General features: G+C 53.8%; 17 protein-coding genes and 1 riboswitch. Of the genes, 6 read left to right on the forward strand and 11 right to left on the reverse strand.

The features are described from left to right. Positions 1-37: 37 nt before the first annotated feature. Genes araD through araB form a run of 3 tightly spaced genes read right to left on the reverse strand, consistent with a single transcriptional unit; the run spans position 38 to position 4,008 of the window. Complete coding sequence (araD, locus tag F3J30_RS15920) at positions 38-733, reverse strand: L-ribulose-5-phosphate 4-epimerase (RefSeq protein ID WP_014068872.1); 696 nt, start codon at positions 731-733, stop codon at positions 38-40. 52 nt (positions 734-785) lie between these two features. Next, entirely contained in the window at positions 786-2,288 is a 1,503-nt protein-coding gene (araA, locus tag F3J30_RS15925) for an L-arabinose isomerase (protein ID WP_166717866.1), read from the reverse strand. 10 nt (positions 2,289-2,298) lie between these two features. Continuing rightward, positions 2,299-4,008, reverse strand: coding sequence for a ribulokinase (gene araB, locus F3J30_RS15930; RefSeq protein ID WP_166717867.1), 1,710 nt, complete (start codon positions 4,006-4,008; stop codon positions 2,299-2,301). 336 nt (positions 4,009-4,344) lie between these two features. Between araB and araC the strand changes: the two genes are divergently transcribed. Together araC and F3J30_RS15940 are read left to right on the forward strand one after the other, a co-directional pair. Next, the gene (araC, locus tag F3J30_RS15935; protein WP_014068875.1) at positions 4,345-5,190 is read left to right on the forward strand and encodes an arabinose operon transcriptional regulator AraC; all 846 of its coding nucleotides are present in this window, start codon (positions 4,345-4,347) and stop codon (positions 5,188-5,190) included. A 128-nt stretch (positions 5,191-5,318) separates the two neighbouring features. Beyond that, positions 5,319-6,086: a DedA family protein gene (locus F3J30_RS15940; RefSeq protein WP_166717868.1), complete on the forward strand. Its 768-nt coding sequence runs from the start codon at positions 5,319-5,321 to the stop codon at positions 6,084-6,086. 43 nt (positions 6,087-6,129) lie between these two features. Here the strand turns inward: F3J30_RS15940 and thiQ are convergent, their stop codons facing one another. The 4 genes from thiQ to sgrR all read right to left on the reverse strand — a co-directional run bounded on the left by thiQ (position 6,130) and on the right by sgrR (position 11,208). Beyond that, positions 6,130-6,831, reverse strand: coding sequence for a thiamine ABC transporter ATP-binding protein ThiQ (gene thiQ / locus F3J30_RS15945; protein ID WP_014068877.1), 702 nt, complete (start codon positions 6,829-6,831; stop codon positions 6,130-6,132). Continuing rightward, the gene (gene thiP / locus F3J30_RS15950) at positions 6,815-8,425 is read right to left on the reverse strand and encodes a thiamine/thiamine pyrophosphate ABC transporter permease ThiP (RefSeq protein ID WP_166717869.1); all 1,611 of its coding nucleotides are present in this window, start codon (positions 8,423-8,425) and stop codon (positions 6,815-6,817) included. Before thiP ends, thiQ begins: the two co-directional genes overlap by 17 nt. Next, complete coding sequence (thiB, locus tag F3J30_RS15955; RefSeq protein ID WP_166717870.1) at positions 8,401-9,384, reverse strand: thiamine ABC transporter substrate binding subunit; 984 nt, start codon at positions 9,382-9,384, stop codon at positions 8,401-8,403. Before thiB ends, thiP begins: the two co-directional genes overlap by 25 nt. 31 nt (positions 9,385-9,415) lie before the next feature. Further along, positions 9,416-9,516, reverse strand: a riboswitch (TPP riboswitch). A gap of 36 nt (positions 9,517-9,552) precedes the next feature. Then, on the reverse strand, positions 9,553-11,208 hold the full coding sequence (gene sgrR, locus F3J30_RS15960; RefSeq protein ID WP_166717871.1) for an HTH-type transcriptional regulator SgrR: 1,656 nt from the start codon (positions 11,206-11,208) through the stop codon (positions 9,553-9,555). An 88-nt stretch (positions 11,209-11,296) separates the two neighbouring features. Between sgrR and sgrT the strand changes: the two genes are divergently transcribed. The 3 genes from sgrT (at position 11,297) to F3J30_RS15975 (ending at position 13,116) form a co-directional block, all read left to right on the forward strand. After that, positions 11,297-11,449: a glucose uptake inhibitor SgrT gene (gene sgrT, locus F3J30_RS15965; RefSeq protein ID WP_014068881.1), complete on the forward strand. Its 153-nt coding sequence runs from the start codon at positions 11,297-11,299 to the stop codon at positions 11,447-11,449. Positions 11,450-11,569: 120 nt separating this feature from the next. Continuing rightward, entirely contained in the window at positions 11,570-12,748 is a 1,179-nt protein-coding gene (locus tag F3J30_RS15970) for a sugar efflux transporter (protein WP_166717872.1), read from the forward strand. Positions 12,749-12,963: 215 nt separating this feature from the next. Next, positions 12,964-13,116: a Hok/Gef family protein gene (locus F3J30_RS15975; RefSeq protein ID WP_014068883.1), complete on the forward strand. Its 153-nt coding sequence runs from the start codon at positions 12,964-12,966 to the stop codon at positions 13,114-13,116. A gap of 92 nt (positions 13,117-13,208) precedes the next feature. Here F3J30_RS15975 and leuD read toward each other — a convergent pair whose 3' ends face one another. From leuD to leuA, 4 genes are read right to left on the reverse strand one after another with little or no spacing between them, the layout of a single operon-like run. Then, positions 13,209-13,814: a 3-isopropylmalate dehydratase small subunit gene (gene leuD / locus F3J30_RS15980; protein ID WP_166717873.1), complete on the reverse strand. Its 606-nt coding sequence runs from the start codon at positions 13,812-13,814 to the stop codon at positions 13,209-13,211. 10 nt (positions 13,815-13,824) lie between these two features. Next, entirely contained in the window at positions 13,825-15,225 is a 1,401-nt protein-coding gene (gene leuC / locus F3J30_RS15985) for a 3-isopropylmalate dehydratase large subunit (protein WP_166717874.1), read from the reverse strand. 2 nt (positions 15,226-15,227) lie between these two features. Continuing rightward, a complete protein-coding gene (gene leuB / locus F3J30_RS15990; protein ID WP_166717875.1) occupies positions 15,228-16,319 on the reverse strand; it encodes a 3-isopropylmalate dehydrogenase in 1,092 nt (363 codons plus the stop codon). Further along, positions 16,319-17,890: a 2-isopropylmalate synthase gene (gene leuA, locus F3J30_RS15995; protein ID WP_014068887.1), complete on the reverse strand. Its 1,572-nt coding sequence runs from the start codon at positions 17,888-17,890 to the stop codon at positions 16,319-16,321. Before leuA ends, leuB begins: the two co-directional genes overlap by 1 nt. Before the next feature lie 805 nt (positions 17,891-18,695). On the opposite strand from leuA, the gene leuO reads away from it, so the two are divergent. Then, the gene (gene leuO, locus F3J30_RS16005; protein WP_166717936.1) at positions 18,696-19,640 is read left to right on the forward strand and encodes a transcriptional regulator LeuO; all 945 of its coding nucleotides are present in this window, start codon (positions 18,696-18,698) and stop codon (positions 19,638-19,640) included. Positions 19,641-19,957 lie beyond the last annotated feature (317 nt).

Consider the following 19,957-nt stretch of genomic DNA (forward strand, 5'->3'; position numbering starts at 1 on the left):
GCCTGGTTGCGTGTTTTGTGCTGGGTATATATACAGTTTATTGTCCGTAATAGGCTTTCGCGCCGTGCTTACGCAGGTAATGTTTATCCAGCAGGGTTTGCTGCATATCCGGTAATTGCGGTGCCAGCTGGCGGCAGAAGATCCCCATATACGCCACCTCTTCGAGAACGATAGCGTTATGCACGGCATCTTCGGCGTTTTTTCCCCAGGCAAACGGGCCATGGGAGTGCACCAGCACGCCGGGCATTTGTGCCGCATCGATTCCCTGTTTTTCAAAGGTTTCAACGATAACGTTGCCGGTTTCCCACTCATACTCACCGTTAATTTCTGCATCGGTCATTAACCGGGTGCAGGGAATGGTGCCGTAAAAGTAATCTGCGTGGGTGGTGCCGGTTGCCGGGATGGACTGACCCGCCTGCGCCCAGATAGTGGCGTGGCGTGAATGGGTGTGAACAATGCCGCCAATGGTCGGGAATGATTGGTACAGCAGGCGATGGGTTGGCGTATCGGAAGAGGGCTTTTTCTTCCCTTCAACCACTTCACCGGTGGCGATACTGACCACCACCATATCCTCTGCCGTCATCACGCTGTAATCGACGCCGGAAGGTTTGATAACAAACACGCCTTTATCACGATCAACGGCGCTGACGTTACCCCAGGTCAGGGTAACTAGGTTGTGTTTCGGCAGCGCCAGGTTGGCTTCAAGCACCTGACGTTTGAGTTCTTCTAACATGCAATCCTCCAGGAAAAGAGGCCTGCCCTGCGGCAGGCCAAAGGTTCCCCTGTTAACGTTTTGAACCGTAATAAACTTCGTTCCAGCGCAGCGCGTCTTTGAACGCTGGCAGGCGGGTGTCGTTATCGATAACGGTCAGTTCGATGTCGTGCAGTTCAGCGAACTGGCGCATGTCATTCAGGTCCAGCGCGTGGCTGAACACGGTGTGGTGTGCACCACCGGCAACGATCCAGGCTTCAGACGCCGTTGGCAGATCCGGCTGAGCTTTCCACAGCGCGTTGGCAACCGGGAGTTTTGGCAGTGAGTGTGGAGTTTCGACGGCATCCACGCAGTTCACCAGCAGGCGGAAACGATCGCCCAGATCGATCAGGCTGGCGTTAATGGCCGGGCCGGTACGGGTGTTGAAGATCAGGCGCGCCGGATCGGCTTTGCCGCCGATGCCGAGGTACTGAACGTCGAGGATCGGTTTCTCATCAACGGCGATCGAAGGACACACTTCCAGCATGTGAGAGCCGAGCACCAGATCGTTGCCGTTCTCAAAGTGGTAGGTGTAGTCCTCCATGAAGGAGGTGCCGCCCTGTAGACCGGTTGACATCACTTTCATGATGCGAAGCAGGGCGGCGGTTTTCCAGTCGCCTTCACCAGCAAAGCCGTAGCCCTGCTGCATCAGACGTTGTACGGCCAGGCCTGGCAGTTGTTTCAGGCCGTGAAGATCTTCAAAGGTGGTGGTGAAGGCATGGAAACCGCCCTGTTCCAGGAAGCGTTTCATCCCCAGTTCAATGCGCGCTGCATCCAGCACGTTCTGGCGTTTGTCGCCGTGGATTTGCGCTGCCGCCGTCAGGCGATAGCTGCTTTCGTATTCATCAACCAGCGCGCTCACGTCGCCATCGCTGATTTCGTTCACAACCTGCACCAGGTCGCCCACCGCCCAGGTATTCACGGAGAAGCCAAACTTGATCTGCGCAGCGACTTTATCGCCGTCGGTAACGGCCACTTCACGCATGTTGTCGCCAAAACGCACCACTTTCAGGTGACGGGTATCTTGTTTAGAGACCGCCTGGCGCATCCAGGAGCCGATACGTTTTTGCGCGTGCTGATCCTGCCAGTGACCGGTTACCACCGCATGTTGCTGGCGCATACGCGCGCCGATGAAGCCGAACTCACGGCCGCCGTGCGCGGTCTGGTTCAGGTTCATAAAGTCCATATCAATGCTGTCCCACGGCAGGGAGGCGTTGTACTGGGTATGGAACTGCAACAGCGGTTTGTTGAGGATAGCCAGGCCGTTGATCCACATTTTGGCTGGCGAGAAGGTATGCAGCCACACTACCATCCCGGCACATTTGTCGTCGTAGTTAGCGTCGCGGCAGATGTTGGTAATTTCATCTGGCGTGGTGCCCAGTGGTTTCAGCACCAGTTTGCAGGGCAGTTTGGCTTCTGCGTTCATCGCGTTAACCACATGTTCTGCGTGTTTCGTGACCTGCTGCAGCGCTTCCGGCCCATACAGATGCTGGCTGCCAATGACAAACCACACTTCATAATTATTAAAAATGGTCATTATCGTGTCCTTAATGTGTCAGGGTTGCCGGAGTATCCGCGGTGTGTTTGGCCGGGGCGGCGACAGGGAGATAGTGGAGTTCTGCGCTTTTCGACCATTGCTGGTAGCGCTGATAAAGTTGCTCAAAGCGTTGGGCCTGCTGGGTGCGCGGCTGAAGCGTGTTTTCAACAGCACTGGCCATATGCTGCTGCGCGGTCGGGATATCGGTGTGAACCCCTGCGGCGACGGCGGCGAAAATCGCCGCCCCCAGGGCGCAGCACTGATCGGAGGCCACAATTTGCAGCGGACGGTTTAAGACATCGCAGCAGGCCTGCATGATCACCGGGTTTTTACGGGCAATACCGCCCAGCGCCATGACATTGTTAACGTCGATACCTTGCTCGGTGAAGCACTCCATAATGGCGCGCGCACCGAAAGCGGTTGCCGCAATCAGGCCGCCGAAGAGAGCCGGTGCGTCAGTGGCCAGGTTGAGGTCGGTAATCACCCCTTTCAGGCGCTGGTTGGCAAACGGCGTACGGCGGCCGTTAAACCAGTCGAGCACGACCGGCAGGTGATCAAGGGACGGATTTTTTGCCCAGGCCTCGGTGAGTTGTGGCAGCAGTTGTTTTTTGCTTTCGGCAATCTGCGCTTTCAGTTCCGGGTGTGCCGCAGCCAGTTGATCCAGCGGCCAGCCGAGCACGCGGCCAAACCAGGCGTAGATATCACCAAACGCAGACTGGCCGGCCTCCAGACCGATGAAATCAGGTACTACGCTGCCGTCAACCTGGCCGCAGATACCTTTCACTGCGCGCTCGCCGACGCTGGCTTTATCCGCCGTCAGGATGTCGCAGGTTGATGTACCGATAACTTTCACCAGCGTGTTCGGCTGCGCGCCTGCGCCCACGGCGCCCATATGGCAGTCAAATGCGCCGCCGGAAATCGCCACATTTTGCGGCAGCCCCAGTCGCTTCGCCCATTCTCCGCAGAGCGTGCCCACCGGGATGTCTGCGGTATAGGTGTCGGTAAACAGCGGGTATTTCAGGTTCTGGTTGATGATCGGGTCGAGTTCATCGAAGAACGCCGCGGGTGGCAGGCCACCCCAGCTTTCGTGCCACAGTGATTTATGCCCGGCGCTACAGCGGCCGCGACGAATATCCTGCGGGCGCGTCGTACCGGATAGCAGCGCCGGAACCCAGTCGCAAAGCTCAATCCATGACACGGCAGCCTGTGCGACAGCACGGTCAGCACGCGTTACGTGCAAAATCTTCGCCCAGAACCATTCGCTCGAATAAATGCCGCCGATATAGCGCGAGTAGTCGGTTTTACCTGACTGATGGCACAGACGGGTGATGGCTTCGGCTTCTTCAACGGCGGTATGGTCTTTCCACAGCACGAACATGGCGTTCGGGTTGTCGGCGAACTCAGGACGCAGCGCCAGTACGCGGCCTTCAGCATCCACTGGCGCAGGCGTTGAGCCGGTGCTGTCGACGCCAATACCGACGATTTGCGCCCGCTGGGCATCGCTCAGTTCGGCCAGCACGGTTTTGATCGCCGCTTCCATCGATTCGATGTAGTCACGGGGATGGTGACGGAACTGGTTGTTTGGCGCATCGCAGTAGCGCCCCTCTTGCCAGCGCGGGTACCACTCAACGCTGGTTGCTATTTCCTGGCCGGTCGTACAGTCCACTGCCAGTGCGCGAACCGAGTCGCTGCCAAAATCGAGGCCAATCGCAATTGCCATGGTGTTGCTCCATCAAAAAACAGGTATGAAAGAACATTAGAGATTGAGGGGAAAAATCGTCAGGCAGGATCCGCTAATCTTATGGACTAAATTGCTGTTGCGATTGAAAGTGTGACGCCGTGCAAATATTCAATGTGGACATTTCTGCCGCACTTATAGACACTTTTGTTACTGCTTATCCGCACGTGTCGACGGAGAAATCAGGGGCAAAAGCTGAAATTGGGCGGACGTAAAAGAAGCGTGATGCTTTTTGGATCTTTTCGCGGGCCGTTTTTATACTGCTTTTATCGATATGGACAATTGGTTTCCTTAAAGACCGTTGGGAGTACTGAATCTATGGCCGAAACGCAAAGCGATCCCTTACTGCCGGGCTACTCGTTTAACGCCCATCTGGTAGCGGGGCTGACCCCTATCGAGGCCGAGGGTTATCTCGATTTTTACGTTGACCGACCGCTGGGGATGAAAGGATTCATTTTGAATCTCACCGTGCGGGGTGAGGGGGTGATTAAAAATAACGATCAGCAGTTTATCTGCCGCCCTGGCGATATGCTGTTGTTCCCGCCAGGAGAGATCCACCACTACGGGCGTCATCCTGATGCGAAAGAGTGGTATCACCAGTGGGTTTACTTCCGCCCGCGCGCCTACTGGCAGGAGTGGCTCTCGTGGCCTGCCATTTTTGCCCATACCGGTTTCTATCGCCCGGATGATGTCCATCAGTCCTTATTCCGGGAGCTGTTTGCGCAGATTATTGAAGCGGGACAGGCAGGCGGGCGTTACGCCGAACACCTGGCTATTAACTTGCTGGAACAGGTGTTGTTACGACGCATGGAAGCGATTAATGAATCGCTTAACCCGCCGCTTGATAACCGCGTGCGCGATGCCTGTCAGTACATTAGCGACCACCTTGCGGACAGCCAGTTTGATATTGCCAGCGTCGCGCAACATGTGTGTCTGTCGCCGTCCCGGTTATCGCACCTGTTCCGCCAGCAACTGGGGGTGAGCGTTCTGAGCTGGCGCGAGGATCAACGTATCAGTCAGGCTAAGCTGTTGCTCAGCACAACCCGGATGCCAATTGCCACCGTAGGGCGCAATGTGGGCTTTGAAGATCAACTCTATTTCTCGCGCGTCTTTAAAAAATGTACCGGGGCCAGCCCGAGTGAATTCCGTGCCGGATGTGAATGAAACGTAAAATAAGATAAACGATCAGGTGAAGTTTGGTGACTGCCAGTAAACTATTCAGACAATTGTTGTCTTGACGTGGTGAGGGGCTCTTTGCAGAATCCCTGCTTCGTTTTCTGACCGGAATAGTTATGCAGGCATTGCTGGAACATTTTATTACCCAGTCCGTTATGTATTCGCTCATCGCCGTTGCGCTGGTGGCGTTCCTGGAATCGCTGGCGCTTGTCGGGCTGATTTTACCTGGCACCGTGATGATGGCGGGGCTTGGTGCGTTAATCGGTAGCGGTGAGGTCAACTTCTGGCAGGCATGGCTGGCCGGGATTGTGGGGTGCTTGCTCGGGGACTGGATCTCTTTCTGGCTGGGCTGGCGCTTTAAGAAACCGCTGCATCGCTGGTCGTTCATGAAAAAGAATAAAGCGCTGCTGGATAAGACCGAGCACGCGCTACATCAGCACAGTATGTTTACCATTCTGGTCGGGCGCTTTGTTGGCCCAACCCGCCCGATAGTACCGATGGTGGCCGGGATGCTGGATCTACCCGTGACCAAATTCGTGGTGCCGAATATTATCGGCTGCGTGTTCTGGCCGCCGTTTTACTTCCTGCCGGGGATCCTGGCCGGCGCGGCGATTGATATTCCTGCCGATATGCAAAGCGGACAATTCAAATGGCTGTTGCTGGCAACGGCACTGCTGCTGTGGCTGGCGGTGTGGTTGTGCTGGCGCCTGTGGCGCAGCAGTAAAGCGGGAGTGGATCGTCTGACGCACTACCTTCCTCGCCAGCGGTTAATCTGGCTGTCTCCCCTGATGCTCGGCATTGCGGTTGTGGCGCTGGTCGCGCTGATTCGCCATCCGCTGATGCCGGTGTATGGCGAGATCCTGTTGAAGGTTGTAAGCCGTTAAGGTGTTTTCCCTCTCCCTGTGGGAGAGGGGCAGGGTGAGGGCATCAGACCGCACGAATGCCCAGCAATGAAGATGCCCCCGCTTTACCGCTAAGCAGTTCTTCTGTTTCACCATCCCACATAATACGTCCCTCCGCGATCACCACCGATCGCGGCGCAATGCGCGCGGCATCTTCAATGCTGTGAGAAACCATCAGCATGGTGAGTTGCTGGTGCTTGCAGACGTCCTGCACCAGGGTGAGCATCTCCTGGCGCAGCGCCGGGTCGAGTGCGGAAAACGGTTCATCAAGCAGCAGTACCGGCTGTTCACGCACCAGACAGCGGGCCAGGGCAACGCGCTGGCGCTGGCCGCCAGACAGCTCACCCGGCAGCCTGTCGATAAACGCTGTTAACCCCATCTGCACGGCGATGGTGTCCAGTTTCTGACGCTGTACGGCGTTGAGTTTTAGCCCCGGGTTCATCCCCAGCGCGATGTTTTGCCACACCGTCAGGTGGGTAAACAGGTTGTTTTCCTGAAACAGCATCGACACCGGGCGTCGTGCCGGTGGCGTGTAGGTATGATCCTGGCCTTCAATGAGAATCGACCCGCTTGCCGGTTGCAGGAAACCGGCAACCAGGTTAAGCAACGTGCTCTTTCCGGCTCCGCTTGGGCCAAGCACGGCAATCATCTCACCCTGTCGCGCGGAAAGGGTGAAACGCATTGGCAGATGCTGGTAAAGCCAGGTGACATCAATCAGTTTTAACATCTCGCCCCGGGAGTTTTTCGATAACGGTAAATAAGGCAAAGCACAGTAGCAGAAGTAACAGTGCCGTCACGGCGCCATCCTGGCTGCGATAAGAGCCAATTTGCTGATACAGCCAGAACGGTAGCGTGCGGAAATCCTCGTTACCAAATAACGCCACAACGCCAAAATCACCAATCGACAATACGCTGGCGAAGGCTAACGCCTGTGCCAGCGGGCGCTTCAGCGCGCGAAGTTCTACAACTTTCAGCCGCTGCCAGCCCTGCATTCCCAGAGACTGACACAACAAACTGTAGCGGCTGTTGATATCGCGCATGGGGTTTTCCAGCACCTTGAGTGCATAGGGAATAGCCATCAGCGCGTTGGTGAAAATCACAATGCCGTCTGCGCTTTCGGGCAGGCCAACGGTGGTGTTGAAGAGTAAAAAGAAACCTGTCGCCAGCACAATACCGGGCATTGCCAGAATCAGCATTCCTGTCAGTTCCAGGGCTTGCCCGGCTTTGCGGGCCTGGCGGGCATAAAGCTCGCGGCTACTCCAGAGCAACATCATGGTCAGGATAACGCACAGCAACCCCGCCGCCATCGCGATTCGTAATGAGGTAAAGGTCGCCTGCCAGAGCACCGGCTGTTGTAATACGGCCAGGATATTCAGGTTCAGGCCATCCACCACCACCGCCAAAAGAGGCGGCAGCAGAAGCAAGAGCGCCAGCGTAATCAGTGCGAAATCGGTGAGGCGGCTGTGCAGGCTATCCTGCGGATCGCGCCAGCCTGAAATCTGATTCGCCCCAGGCGGGATGGCTTTGCTCAGTCGCTGGCTCAGGAATACCAGCACCAGGCAGCAGAGCATCTGTACGATCGCCAGTAGCGCCGCGCGCCCGGGATCGTAGTCGTAGCTCAGGGCCTGGTAGATAGCCAGCTCAATCGTGGTGGCCTGCGGGCCGCCGCCAAGCGAGAGTACGGTCGCGAAGCTGGCAAAACAGAGCATAAAGATCAGGGCGGCGACCGGCGGAATTTGCCGACGTAGCCAGGGCCATTCAACGAAACGGAAGAACGACCACCCGCGCATATCCAGCTGGGCGGCAAGCTGGCGTTGCTCTCCGGGGATGCTCTCCAGCGCCTGCAAAAAGAGCCGCGTGGCCATCGGCATATTGAAAAAGATGTGTGCCAGCAGAATGCCTTTTAGCCCGTAAGGGGAGAAGGTCCACTCCAGGCCCAGCAGGGTAAAGAGCGAGGCCAGCCAGCCCTGACGGCCATAGACGCTGAGAATACCGAAAACGGCGACCAGCACGGGCAGGATCAGCGTCATCGCACACAGGCGCAACAATGCTTGTCTGCCAGGAAATCGTCTTCGGTAAAGTGCTCGCGCCAGAAAAATGGCGGGAATAACCGACAGCAGCGCCGAGAGAAATGCCTGCCAGAAAGAGAAACGGATGACGTGCCAGAGATAGCTATCGTGCCAGAGAGAGAGCAGATCGCTCTCTGGCGCGTTTAACCATAACGCAAGAAATGCCCCCAGGCTTACCGCAACCATCAGGATGGCGGCGAGCAGCCCGGGGAGTAACCAGCCTGCAATTAGCGGCTGACGGCGCGTTGCCATTCACTTACCCATGCTGCACGCTGTGCAGCAACCTGCTGCGGCGTAAACTCCAGTGAGGTTTGCGGTTTAGAAAGCTGATCAAAACCTGCCGGTAGCGCAACGTGGGTGACTGGGTACATCCAGTTGCCCGTCGGGATAGCATTCTGGAACGCAGGAGAAACCATAAATTTCAGGAACTTCTCTGCCAGTTCCGGCTGCTTGCTGGCGGCGGTACGTGCTGCCACTTCAACCTGCAAGTAGTGGCCTTCAGCAAAGTTCGCCGCCGCGTAGTTATCTTTCTTCTCGGCAATAATGTGGTAAGCCGGAGAGGTGGTGTAGCTCAGCACCAGGTCGCTTTCCCCTTTCAGGAACAGGCCATAGGCTTCACTCCAGCCTTTCGTGACGGTGACGGTTTTCGCGGCCAGCTTCTGCCAGGCTTCCGGCGCTTTATCGCCATAGACTTTTTGCATCCACAGCAGCAGGCCGAGACCTGGAGTACTGGTGCGCGGATCTTCGTAAATCACGCGCCATTTCTGATCGCTTTCAACCAGCTCTTTCAGGCTTTTTGGCGGGTTCTTCAGCTTGTTTTTGTCATAAACAAAGGCAAAGTAGCCGTAATCAAAGGGAACGAAGGTGTCGTTTTTCCAGCCGCCAGGGACACTGACGGCATCGGTTGCCACGCCGCTTTTGGCAAACAGCTTCGTTTGTGTGGCGGCGTCCAGCAGGTTGTTATCAAGGCCAAGCACCACGTCGGCTTTGCTGTTTTTCCCTTCCATACGCAGACGGTTAAGCAGCGAAACGCCATCTTCCAGCGCGACAAATTTCAGCTCGCAGTTACAGTCGGCTTCAAAGGCTTTTTTTACCACCGGGCCTGGGCCCCAGTCGGCCGAGAAAGAGTCGTAGGTGTAGACCGTCAGAACAGGCTTAGCAGCAGCAGGCAGTGCAAACAGCACCAGCAGGGGAAGAACTTTTTTTAACACTTTGCACCTCATAGTTGAGTGGCAAAGGATTTTGAGCGACAGCCTCAAATCCCTTCGCCGGCGTTATCCGGATCAGGTTCGACGGGTATTATCTCAGCGCACATCAGTGATGCAGCACCCCGTTGAGAACGGCGGTATTGTAATGATTTGGTGAATATTACGAAAGTGTTATGGCTCAGGCGGTGCAAACCACGCCGATTTAAAGTCAAACCAGCCCAGCGTGTTCATGCGTAAGCCGCGCATACTGCGTTGCCCCTGTATCATCAGCCAGTGGTGGATCAACGGCACAATGGCCTGCTGCGCCAGTAATTGCTGGCACCACGAGGCCAGATTCATCTCACCTGCGCGCCACTGGGCGGCGTCTTGCTGCCAGTCCCGGTCGATACAGTGCTGGATCAACGGCACCTCGTACAGGTGCGAAAAGAGCGAGAAATCGAGCGGCAGGGTGAAGTTTGCACTGTTCAGCCAGATGTCGCTTACCACATCGCCGCGGTGCCACTCGTCATAATCAACTTCCTGGATCTCCAGCGTGACCCCTACGGCTGCCAGCAGTTTCGTCATGATTCGGGCAATAAAGCGATGCTCTACGTGTTCGCGGTAGAAGGTCAGGGTGATGGACTCCAGTCCGGCGGGTTTTTCGCATTGCACCGGGCGAGCATGGTGCCAGCGTGGCAGCAGCCCATACGCCGGGAACCAGTAGGTCTGATACTGCTCTTCTGCATGGTAAATCAGGTTAGAAGGGGCAAGCACATGGCTTATCCACTGGCGTACCTCCTGATTGGCTCCGCGATGGGTGCGGCTATCAAACAGCAGATAGTAGCAGCCCTCTTCAAGACGACTTTCGACCGCTTTCTCACCTGTGGTGGGGCCTTCGAGCGTCAGGCCAACGCTGAGTTCTTCGCTGATATCCGGCAATACCCAGACGTTTACTTCGTCGATCAGCGCCCGGTAGCCAAAATAGTCATCGAAAGCGCGGATCTTAAGCTGGTTATTATTATTGCGTGAAACGGCGTAAGGCCCGGTGCCAATCGGCTGGCTGGCAAAATTATTCAGGGAATTCCATTCGCCAGGCAAGATCATTGACGGCACATAACCCAGAAGCCAGGGTAGCCATTTGTCCGGCTGCGACAGTTCGATATCCAGCGTCCAGGCGGTCGGCGAATGGATGTGGTGGATGTGCGAGTAGAGCGGCAACTTACGGGCGCGATCCAGCGAAGCGATAACATCGGCCATTTCCAGTTCACGACCGTGGTGGAAATGGATACCGGGGCGTAAAAAAAAGCGCCAGTGGAGAGGGGAAAGTTGCTGCCAGTGGTGAGCGATATCCGCTTCCAGTTCCCCGTTTTCCTCATTTATGCGCGTCAGGCCGCTGAAAATTTGTCGCGCCATATGGGTTTCTGAACGCCGTAACGCCGTGCCGGGTAACAGATTTTTCATTGGTCGATAGTAGAGCACCCGCAGAATATGCCGCCCCTGGCGAAAGCTCCGCCCGAGATGTGAAACCAGCATCTGACGTACGGCCGCCTTGTCGCCCACCAGTTGCACCAGCTGATCGATTCGGTCCTGCTCCAGCAGGTCTTCCGCGCGCTGCTGTTGCAGCGCAAGGCCGGTGTAGAGGAAGGTCAGGCGTGAACGTTTACCGCGCCCGGCCTCTGCTTCCCAGTTCAGCCAGCCCTGCTGCTGCATGGTGTTGAGCAGGGTACGCATATGGCGGCGAGAGCAGTTCAGTAAATCGGCCAGCTCATTCAGCGTAGTGTCCTGGGATTGCCCTTCGCAGCATTGCCAGAGGCGGATAAATTGTTGTTGCAGACGACCAGAAGGCATAAAAGGGGAACTCCTGACAAAAAATCAGCAATTTATTTATCCCTATATTAAGCCAATAATTCTTCCCGATGAAGCGAGGAGGTAAATTATGAAGAGGTCTACCGCACGTCAGTTTTATCAGCAGTATTTTTCAGCGACAAAGGGAGTGTCCTGGCTGGCCCGCCAGTGTGCAGAGCAACGGCTGAAAATTTTGGAAGAATTGATGCAGTGGGATGTTACGAAATCGACCTCTTCTCGCTAACTCGCCTCGATCATGTGTGACTGAGTATTGGTGCTAATCACCCGCCAGCAAAATGTTTTTGCTGGCTTTTTTCGTTTACTATCTCACCCAATTTCGAACCGCTTTCACAAGGATTTGCGTATGCTCTGGTTGATGACGATGGGGCGACGCCTGAATGGCGTGTATGCCGCATTTATGCTGGTGGCTTTTATGATGGGTGTGGCGGGGGCGCTCCAGGCGCCTACGCTGAGCCTGTTTCTCAGCCGCGAAGTAGGGGCGCAACCCTTCTGGGTTGGCCTGTTTTATACCGTCAACGCCATTGCCGGGATCCTGGTCAGCCTGTGGCTCGCTAAACGTTCCGACAGCCAGGGCGATCGCCGAAAGTTGATTCTGTTTTGTTGCGCCATGGCCATTGGTAATGCCTTGCTGTTTGCCTTTAATCGTCACTATATGACGCTGCTCACCTGCGGCGTGTTGCTGGCGGCGCTGGCCAATACTGCCATGCCGCAGCTGTTTGCGCTGGCCCGTGAGTATGCGGATAGTTCTGCCCGCGAAGTGGTGATGTTCAGCTCGGTGATGCGTGCGCAGCTCTCTCTCGCGTGGGTTATCGGCCCTCCACTGGCGTTCATGCTGGCGTTGAGTTATGGCTTTACGGTTATGTTTTCGATTGCGGCAGGGATTTTTGCCATCAGCCTTGTCCTGATTGCCTTTGCGCTGCCTTCTGTTGAAAGGGTTGAGCAAACGCCAGACAAACTGGTTGCCCAGGTCAGCGGCTGGAAGGATAAAAATGTCCGGATGCTGTTTATCGCCTCCACGCTGATGTGGACCTGTAACACCATGTATATCATCGATATGCCTTTGTGGATCAGTAGTGAGCTGGGTTTACCGGACAAACTTGCGGGCATCCTGATGGGGACGGCCGCAGGGCTTGAGATCCCGGCGATGATTCTGGCGGGTTACTACGTTAAGCGTTTCGGAAAACGCCCAATGATGATTGTCGCCGTGGCGGCAGGGGTGTTGTTCTATCTGGGGCTTATCTTCTTCCATTCGCGCGAGGCGCTGCTGGCGTTGCAGTTGTTCAATGCCGTGTTTATCGGGATTGTGGCCGGGATAGGGATGCTCTGGTTCCAGGATTTAATGCCGGGGCGTGCGGGTTCGGCCACGACGTTGTTTACGAACAGTATTTCAACCGGTGTGATACTGGCAGGGGTGATTCAGGGGGCGATTTCGCAAAGCTACGGGCATGGGGCAGTGTACTGGATGATTGCGGCGATATCAGTCGTGACGCTGGGGCTGACCTGCCGGGTGAAAGATGTCTGAATCTGGAAGGCGGCTTCACGAAAAGAAACGACTTTCTGACAGGTGCAAATAAGGCGCATAGAGTGCGTGGCGGGTGCTTGAGGCTGTTTGCCTCACGCTTTCGCAAGAGGCAAACAGTGGAGAGTCCCACATCAAAAACTGATGGGGAGACCAACTTCACAACCCACATTGCGAGGTTAGTCTCTTCATCGCCGAAAAGCAATAAGGAGGCTGGAATGCCAAAACGTACTCTGCTGTTAAGTTTGTTTTTGATCTGTACGACGCTGTTGATCTTCACCTGGATGGTGCGCGACTCGCTGTGTGAGCTGCACTTCAGACAGGAGAAAACAGAGCTGGCGGCAGTGTTGGCTTACGAAGCAAAACGTTAGCGGTGTAGGCGGGGGAAGATTCCCCGCCTCTCCAGAGTGGTTGAGCCTCAACGCACCCTTATCAATGGCCCGCGCGCTGCGGGCCATTGCCTTTAGCGCATAAACGCAGGCTGTTTTTTCTCGTAGGCCGAAATGGCGTCTTCATGCTGCAATGTCAAACCAATGCTGTCCAGACCATTGAGCATACAATGGCGGCGGAACGCATCAATACTAAAGCCAAAGGTTTTATCACCGGCTTTAACCTCTTCAGCTTCCAGATCCACTTCAAAGGAAATGCCCGGGTTTGCCTGAACCAGGCTGAACAACTCATCAACCTGCTCATCACTGAGCGTGACAGGCAGTAACTGGTTGTTAAAACTGTTGCCGTAGAAGATATCGGCAAAGCTTGGTGCGATTACGACCTTAAAGCCGTAGTCAGTCAGCGCCCAGGGGGCGTGTTCACGTGATGAACCGCAGCCAAAGTTTTCCCGGGCCAACAGAATTGATGCTCCCTTATATTCCGGGAAGTTCAGCACGAATTCCGGGTTAGGGACTTCGCCTTTATCGTCCAGGAAACGCCAGTCATTAAACAGGTGAGCGCCAAAACCTGTGCGTGTGACTTTCTGTAAAAACTGCTTAGGAATGATTGCATCGGTATCTACGTTGGCCGCATCCAGTGGGACAACCAGGCCTGTATGTTGGGTAAATTTCTCTGCCATGATTGTCTCCTTATTTCAGGCTGCGAATGTCGGCGAAATGGCCGGTAACTGCCGCAGCGGCGGCCATAGCCGGGCTGACCAGGTGGGTGCGCCCACCACGGCCCTGACGGCCTTCAAAGTTACGGTTACTGGTAGAAGCACAGCGCTCGCCCGGATTCAGACGGTCGTTGTTCATCGCCAGACACATGGAGCAGCCAGGCAAGCGCCACTCAAAACCGGCTTCGATAAAGATTTTGTCCAGACCTTCTGCTTCTGCCTGTGCTTTAACCGGGCCAGAGCCAGGCACAACCAGTGCCTGAACGCCTGGCGCGACTTTACGGCCTTTGGCAATCTCAGCGGCTGCACGCAAGTCTTCAATACGGGAGTTGGTACAAGAGCCAATAAACACTTTGTCGATTGCAACGTCGGTCAACGGTACGCCGGGTTTCAGCCCCATGTAGGCCAGTGCTTTTTCTGCGCTGGCGCGCTCAACCGGGTCAGCGAATGATGCCGGGTCAGGGATAGTGTCATTGACGGAAATGACCTGGCCTGGGTTAGTTCCCCAGGTAACCTGCGGAGCAATGTCTTCTGCCTGGAGAGTAACAACCGTATCAAAGGTTGCACCGTCGTCGGTGCTCAGGGTTTTCCAGTATTCAACGGCGCTGGCAAAATCCTGATCTTTCGGTGCGTGCAAACGACCCTTCACATAGTTGAAGGTGGTTTCGTCAGGTGCGACCAGACCGGCTTTGGCACCCATCTCAATGGCCATGTTACACAGGGTCATACGGCCTTCCATGCTTAACGCCTGAATAGCGTCGCCACAAAACTCGACAACGTGGCCTGTGCCGCCCGCGCTACCAGTTTTACCGATAATGGCCAGCACGATGTCTTTTGCGGTAATGCCTGGCGCGGCTTTACCCTTCACTTCAATCTTCATGGTTTTGGCACGGCCCTGTTTCAGGGTCTGCGTGGCCAGCACGTGTTCGACTTCAGAGGTACCAATACCGAAGGCCAGTGCGCCAAACGCGCCGTGTGTTGCCGTATGGGAGTCGCCACAGACAATGGTCATCCCCGGCAGGGTGATGCCCTGTTCCGGCCCCATAACGTGCACAATGCCCTGATATGGGTGGTTCAGGTCATACAGCTCAACACCAAATTCGTTGCAGTTCTTAATCAGCTCCTGCATCTGGATACGCGCCATCTCACCCGACGCATTGATGTCTTTGGTCTGAGTGGAAACGTTATGATCCATGGTGGCGAAGGTTTTGCCTGGCTGGCGTACCGGGCGCTTGTGTGCACGCAAGCCGTCAAAGGCCTGCGGAGAGGTCACTTCGTGCACCAGATGACGGTCGATGTACAACAGTGGTGTTTCGTTGGCTGCCTCATAAACCACGTGGGCATCGAACAACTTTTCGTATAACGTCTTCGCCATGATTACACCCCTTCAGCGACATAGCGGGCAATGATATCGCCCATTTCATCGGTACTGACTGCCGCCGTGCCACGTGCTAAATCACCGGTACGGACGCCTTCTTCCAACGCACGGTTAATGGCATTTTCAATTGCCGTTGCGGCATCGCCCGCATCCAGGCTGTAACGCAGCAACAGTGCCAGCGACAGGATCTGTGCAATAGGGTTGGCAATGTTTTTACCTGCGATATCCGGTGCAGATCCGCCAGCCGGTTCGTACAGACCAAACCCTTCTTCATTGAGGCTTGCGGAAGGCAACATCCCCATAGAGCCGGTGATCATCGCGCACTCATCCGACAGAATGTCGCCGAACAGGTTGGAGCACAGCAGCACATCAAACTGGGAAGGATCCTTGATCAGCTGCATGGTGGCGTTGTCGATGTACATGTGTGACAGCTCAACGTCCGGGTACTCTTTTGCGATTTCGCTGACGATTTCACGCCACAAAATAGAAGACTGCAACACGTTCGCTTTATCAATTGAGGTCACTTTATGACGGCGTTTGCGCGCAGACTCAAAAGCGATGTGGGCGATACGTTCGATTTCAAAGCGGTGATACACCTCGGTATCAAAGGCTTTCTCATGTTGACCGCTGCCTTCGCGGCCTTTCGGCTGACCAAAATAGATCCCGCCGGTCAGTTCACGCACGCACAGAATGTCGAAACCATTTGCGGCGATGTCTGCACGCAAGGGGCAGAACTCTTCCAGCCCCTGATACAGCTTCGCCGGACGCAGGTTACTGAACAGCTTAAAATGCTTACGCAGGGGCAGCAGTGCGCCACGCTCCGGTTGCTCTGCCGGTGGCAGGTGTTCCCATTTTGGGCCGCCAACGGAGCCGAACAGTACCGCATCTGCATTTTCGCAGCCTTCAATGGTTGCTTTCGGCAGTGGCGTGCCGTGGTTATCAATAGCAATGCCGCCGACATCGTAGTGGCTGGTGGTGATTTTCATCGCAAAACGCGAACGAACGGCTTCCAGTACTTTCAGCGCCTGTGCCATCACTTCCGGGCCAATTCCATCACCCGGCAACACAGCAATATGGTAATTCTTCGACATTACACGGTTTCCTTATTGTTCTCTTTATTCTGAGCTTTGCGTTGCAATTCTTTTTCGACTTCAGCGGCACGCCAGATGTTGTTCAGGACGTGAACCATTGCTTTTGCGGAGGATTCAACGATATCGGTCGCCAGACCTACACCATGGAAACGACGTCCGTTATGGGTGACAACGATATCCACCTGGCCCAGGGCATTTTTACCCTGACCTTTGGCCGTCAGGTCATATTTAACCAACTCGACGTCATACTCGGTGACGCGATTGATAGCCTGGTAAATGGCATCAACAGGCCCGTTACCGTTAGCCGCTTCAGCTTTAATTTCATCCCCGCAGGCCAGTTTGACGGAGGCTGTTGCGATGTCGCTGGAGCCGGACTGCACGCTGAAGTAATCCAGGCGGAAATGCTCTGGCTCTTCCTGCTGTTTGTTGATGAAAGCCAGTGCTTCCAGGTCGTAGTCGAATACCTGGCCTTTTTTGTCTGCCAGCTTCAGGAAGGCGTCATACAGCTGATCCATGTTGTAGTCGCTGTCTTTGTAACCCATCTCTTCCATGCGGTGTTTCACTGCCGCGCGGCCAGAGCGGGAAGTCAGGTTCAGCTGTACCTGGTTCAGACCGATGGATTCCGGGGTCATGATTTCGTAGTTTTCGCGGTTCTTGATGACGCCATCCTGGTGAATACCGGAGGAGTGTGCGAACGCGCCCGTGCCCACAATCGCTTTGTTTGCCGGGATTGGCATGTTGCAAATCTGGCTGACGGTCTGGCTGGTGCGCCAGATTTCATTGTGATTAATGCGCGTGTTCACGTTCATGATGTCTTTGCGCACTTTAATCGCCATGATCACTTCTTCCAGTGAACAGTTACCCGCACGTTCGCCGATACCGTTCATTGCACCTTCTACCTGACGTGCACCGGCGTGGACGGCAGCAATGGCATTACCGACGGCCAGGCCCAAATCGTCATGGGTATGAACGGAGATAATCGCTTTGTCGATGTTTGGTACGCGGTCATACAGGCCAGTGATGATGTTGGAGAACTCAAACGGCATGGTGTAGCCGACGGTGTCCGGGATGTTGATGGTTCTGGCACCGGCATTGATCGCCGCTTCAACCACACGCGCCAAATCTTCAATTGGCGTACGTCCAGCATCTTCACAGGAGAATTCCACATCGTCCGTGTAGTTGCGTGCACGTTTAACCATGTACACGGCGCGTTCGATGACTTCATCCAGCGTGCTGCGCAGCTTGGTGGCAATGTGCATTGGTGAGGTGGCAATAAAGGTATGAATACGGAAGGCTTCCGCCACTTTCAGCGATTCGGCAGCCACGTCGATATCTTTCTCAACGCAGCGCGCCAGGCCACACACACGGCTGTTTTTGATGGTGCGTGCGATGGTTTGTACAGATTCGAAATCACCCGGAGAAGAGACAGGGAAACCGACCTCCATAACGTCAACACCCATACGTTCGAGGGCCAGCGCAATCTGGAGTTTTTCTTTTACACTCAGGCTTGCCTGCAATGCCTGTTCACCGTCACGCAAAGTTGTATCGAAAATAATGACTTGCTGGCTCATGGGTTAGGTCCTTGTCTGTCTTAGGGCGCCTTGCTACGAGCATAAAAAAACCCGCGCAGTGGCGCGGGTTTCTTGTATTACTGGTGACGATTCAACGCTGAATTTCGCCCGCCAGTCTACCGCGCACAGTGGATGCGTTTAGTAGTAGTAGACCGGTGAAACGAATGGTGCGAATCATGAATCGTGCTCCAGATAAAATCGATATGCTTTTAGTGGTACTGGATACGACGATTCATGTCAACCCCTGGCAGGGAAAAAGGGGCGCAGTCCGGGTGAAAAAGAGAATGTTAACTTTAGCTTATTGTGCTGGTTTTCTCTTTTGCGACCAGGTTAATTGTCTTATTTTGGACTGATCATTCACTTGACGAATGATTTAATAATACTTTGTAGCAATTAAACATATCATTTATTTAACCAAACATTGAGCATAAATTCTTTTCATTTCACTGAGTTAGATAATTCCTCGGCAGTGATATTTAGCCTGATGATCGCAGGTTGTTAATTGTTTTTTATTTGGAGTGGTTAATAGTTTAATAATACTTAAGTCATCATTAACCTGAGAGGTGATTGTTTATTGGTGTAGATTATGGTTTCATTTCAATCCTAATGTCATTCATATCATTTGAACTGATTTTAATCTCATCAGAACAAGAATCTCACTGTATTTATTTTGAGGTGTGCTCTTTATGTATTCTGAATTTTAAACATTTCTCTTTCTCTGGTTCTATATGCATGGTAAATCATATTTCACGATGTTCTTGCAACATTCTGATTAAAGGATATTGGCGTGACAGTGGAGTTAAAAGTGTCAAAAAATAATATTAAACAATCTCAAATTACTGATGGGATGAAACCCCAGTTACGCACAGTTGATCTCAATCTGTTAACCGTATTTGATGCGGTGATGCAGGAGCAGAATATCACTCGGGCCGCACACTCTCTGGGAATGTCTCAGCCTGCGGTAAGTAATGCGGTATCCAGACTTAAGGCGATGTTTAACGATGAGCTTTTTGTTCGCTATGGGAGGGGAATTCAACCTACCGCGCGAGCATACCAGCTGTTTGGCTCTATTCGTCAGGCACTCCAGTTAGTGCAGAATGAATTGCCTGGTTCGGGGTTTGAACCCTTGAGCAGCGAACGTGTTTTTCACCTTTGCGTATGTAGTCCGTTAGATAATTATTTGACATCGATGATATACAATAAAGTTGAAGAGATCGCTCCCAATATTCAACTGGTGTTTAAATCATCGCTGAATCAAAACACCGAGCATCAGTTGCGTTATCAGGAAACTGAGTTTGTTCTGGGCTATGAAGAATTCCGCCGCCCTGAGTTTTCCTGTATTTCGCTGTTTAAAGATGAAATGGTGTTGGTGGCCAGTAAAAAACATCCCCGGATGAATTCACCGTTACGTGAAGCGGATGTTTATAGTGAACAGCACGCGGTTGTTTCCCTGGACAGATATGCCTCTTTTAGTCTGCCGTGGTATGACACTGTTGATAAACAAGCATGTGTGGCCTATCAGGGAATGGCGATGGTAAGCGTTTTAAATATCGTTTCCCAGACACAGTTGGTTGCTATTGCGCCGCGTTGGTTAGCAGAGGAATTTGCAGAGCAGCTTGATCTCCAGATTCTGCCATTGCCGCTGAAGTTAAATAGCCGTACTTGCTATCTTTCATGGCACGAAGCTGCGGGTCGGGATAAAGGTCATCAGTGGATGGAAGAGCTGCTTATCCGCGTTTGTCACCGATAAACTCATCGGGATAAATCATCCAGTTTTAGATGAATTATCCCGAGTTTATTCATATTCATGAAGTTTTATTCTGTTCTGTTTTTTTTCTGCGTGCCGTTACGTCCTCAAAAATAGATGAATTCCTGATTCTGTTCATTTTTAAACGATGATTAAGTATCGTGTTCACTTATTCCAGATGAATTCACCAGATCCTCTCGTAATGCCTGTTTTTTCTGCTTTAATCTCCATTTGAGGCCTTCGGTTTGCTAATTGCCTGCCTCATAGCGAGCGGTTAAGGTAAATGACACTCTGCAAAATATAAGATTGGGTTAGCCCAG

This window comes from Enterobacter sp. Tr-810 (genome assembly GCF_011752765.1).
In the GTDB taxonomy this organism is placed as follows: domain Bacteria; phylum Pseudomonadota; class Gammaproteobacteria; order Enterobacterales; family Enterobacteriaceae; genus Enterobacter; species Enterobacter soli.

Bases quoted from the DNA above. Each gene is read 5' to 3' on its own strand.
- araD (WP_014068872.1), bottom strand. From the start codon at position 733: ATGTTAGAAGAACTCAAACGTCAGGTGCTTGAAGCCAACCTGGCGCTG.
- araA (WP_166717866.1), bottom strand. From the start codon at position 2,288: ATGACCATTTTTAATAATTATGAAGTGTGGTTTGTCATTGGCAGCCAG.
- araB (WP_166717867.1), bottom strand. From the start codon at position 4,008: ATGGCAATTGCGATTGGCCTCGATTTTGGCAGCGACTCGGTTCGCGCA.
- araC (WP_014068875.1), top strand. From the start codon at position 4,345: ATGGCCGAAACGCAAAGCGATCCCTTACTGCCGGGCTACTCGTTTAAC.
- F3J30_RS15940 (WP_166717868.1), top strand. From the start codon at position 5,319: ATGCAGGCATTGCTGGAACATTTTATTACCCAGTCCGTTATGTATTCG.
- thiQ (WP_014068877.1), bottom strand. From the start codon at position 6,831: ATGTTAAAACTGATTGATGTCACCTGGCTTTACCAGCATCTGCCAATG.
- thiP (WP_166717869.1), bottom strand. From the start codon at position 8,425: ATGGCAACGCGCCGTCAGCCGCTAATTGCAGGCTGGTTACTCCCCGGG.
- sgrR (WP_166717871.1), bottom strand. From the start codon at position 11,208: ATGCCTTCTGGTCGTCTGCAACAACAATTTATCCGCCTCTGGCAATGC.
- sgrT (WP_014068881.1), top strand. From the start codon at position 11,297: ATGAAGAGGTCTACCGCACGTCAGTTTTATCAGCAGTATTTTTCAGCG.
- F3J30_RS15970 (WP_166717872.1), top strand. From the start codon at position 11,570: ATGCTCTGGTTGATGACGATGGGGCGACGCCTGAATGGCGTGTATGCC.
- F3J30_RS15975 (WP_014068883.1), top strand. From the start codon at position 12,964: ATGCCAAAACGTACTCTGCTGTTAAGTTTGTTTTTGATCTGTACGACG.
- leuD (WP_166717873.1), bottom strand. From the start codon at position 13,814: ATGGCAGAGAAATTTACCCAACATACAGGCCTGGTTGTCCCACTGGAT.
- leuC (WP_166717874.1), bottom strand. From the start codon at position 15,225: ATGGCGAAGACGTTATACGAAAAGTTGTTCGATGCCCACGTGGTTTAT.
- leuB (WP_166717875.1), bottom strand. From the start codon at position 16,319: ATGTCGAAGAATTACCATATTGCTGTGTTGCCGGGTGATGGAATTGGC.
- leuA (WP_014068887.1), bottom strand. From the start codon at position 17,890: ATGAGCCAGCAAGTCATTATTTTCGATACAACTTTGCGTGACGGTGAA.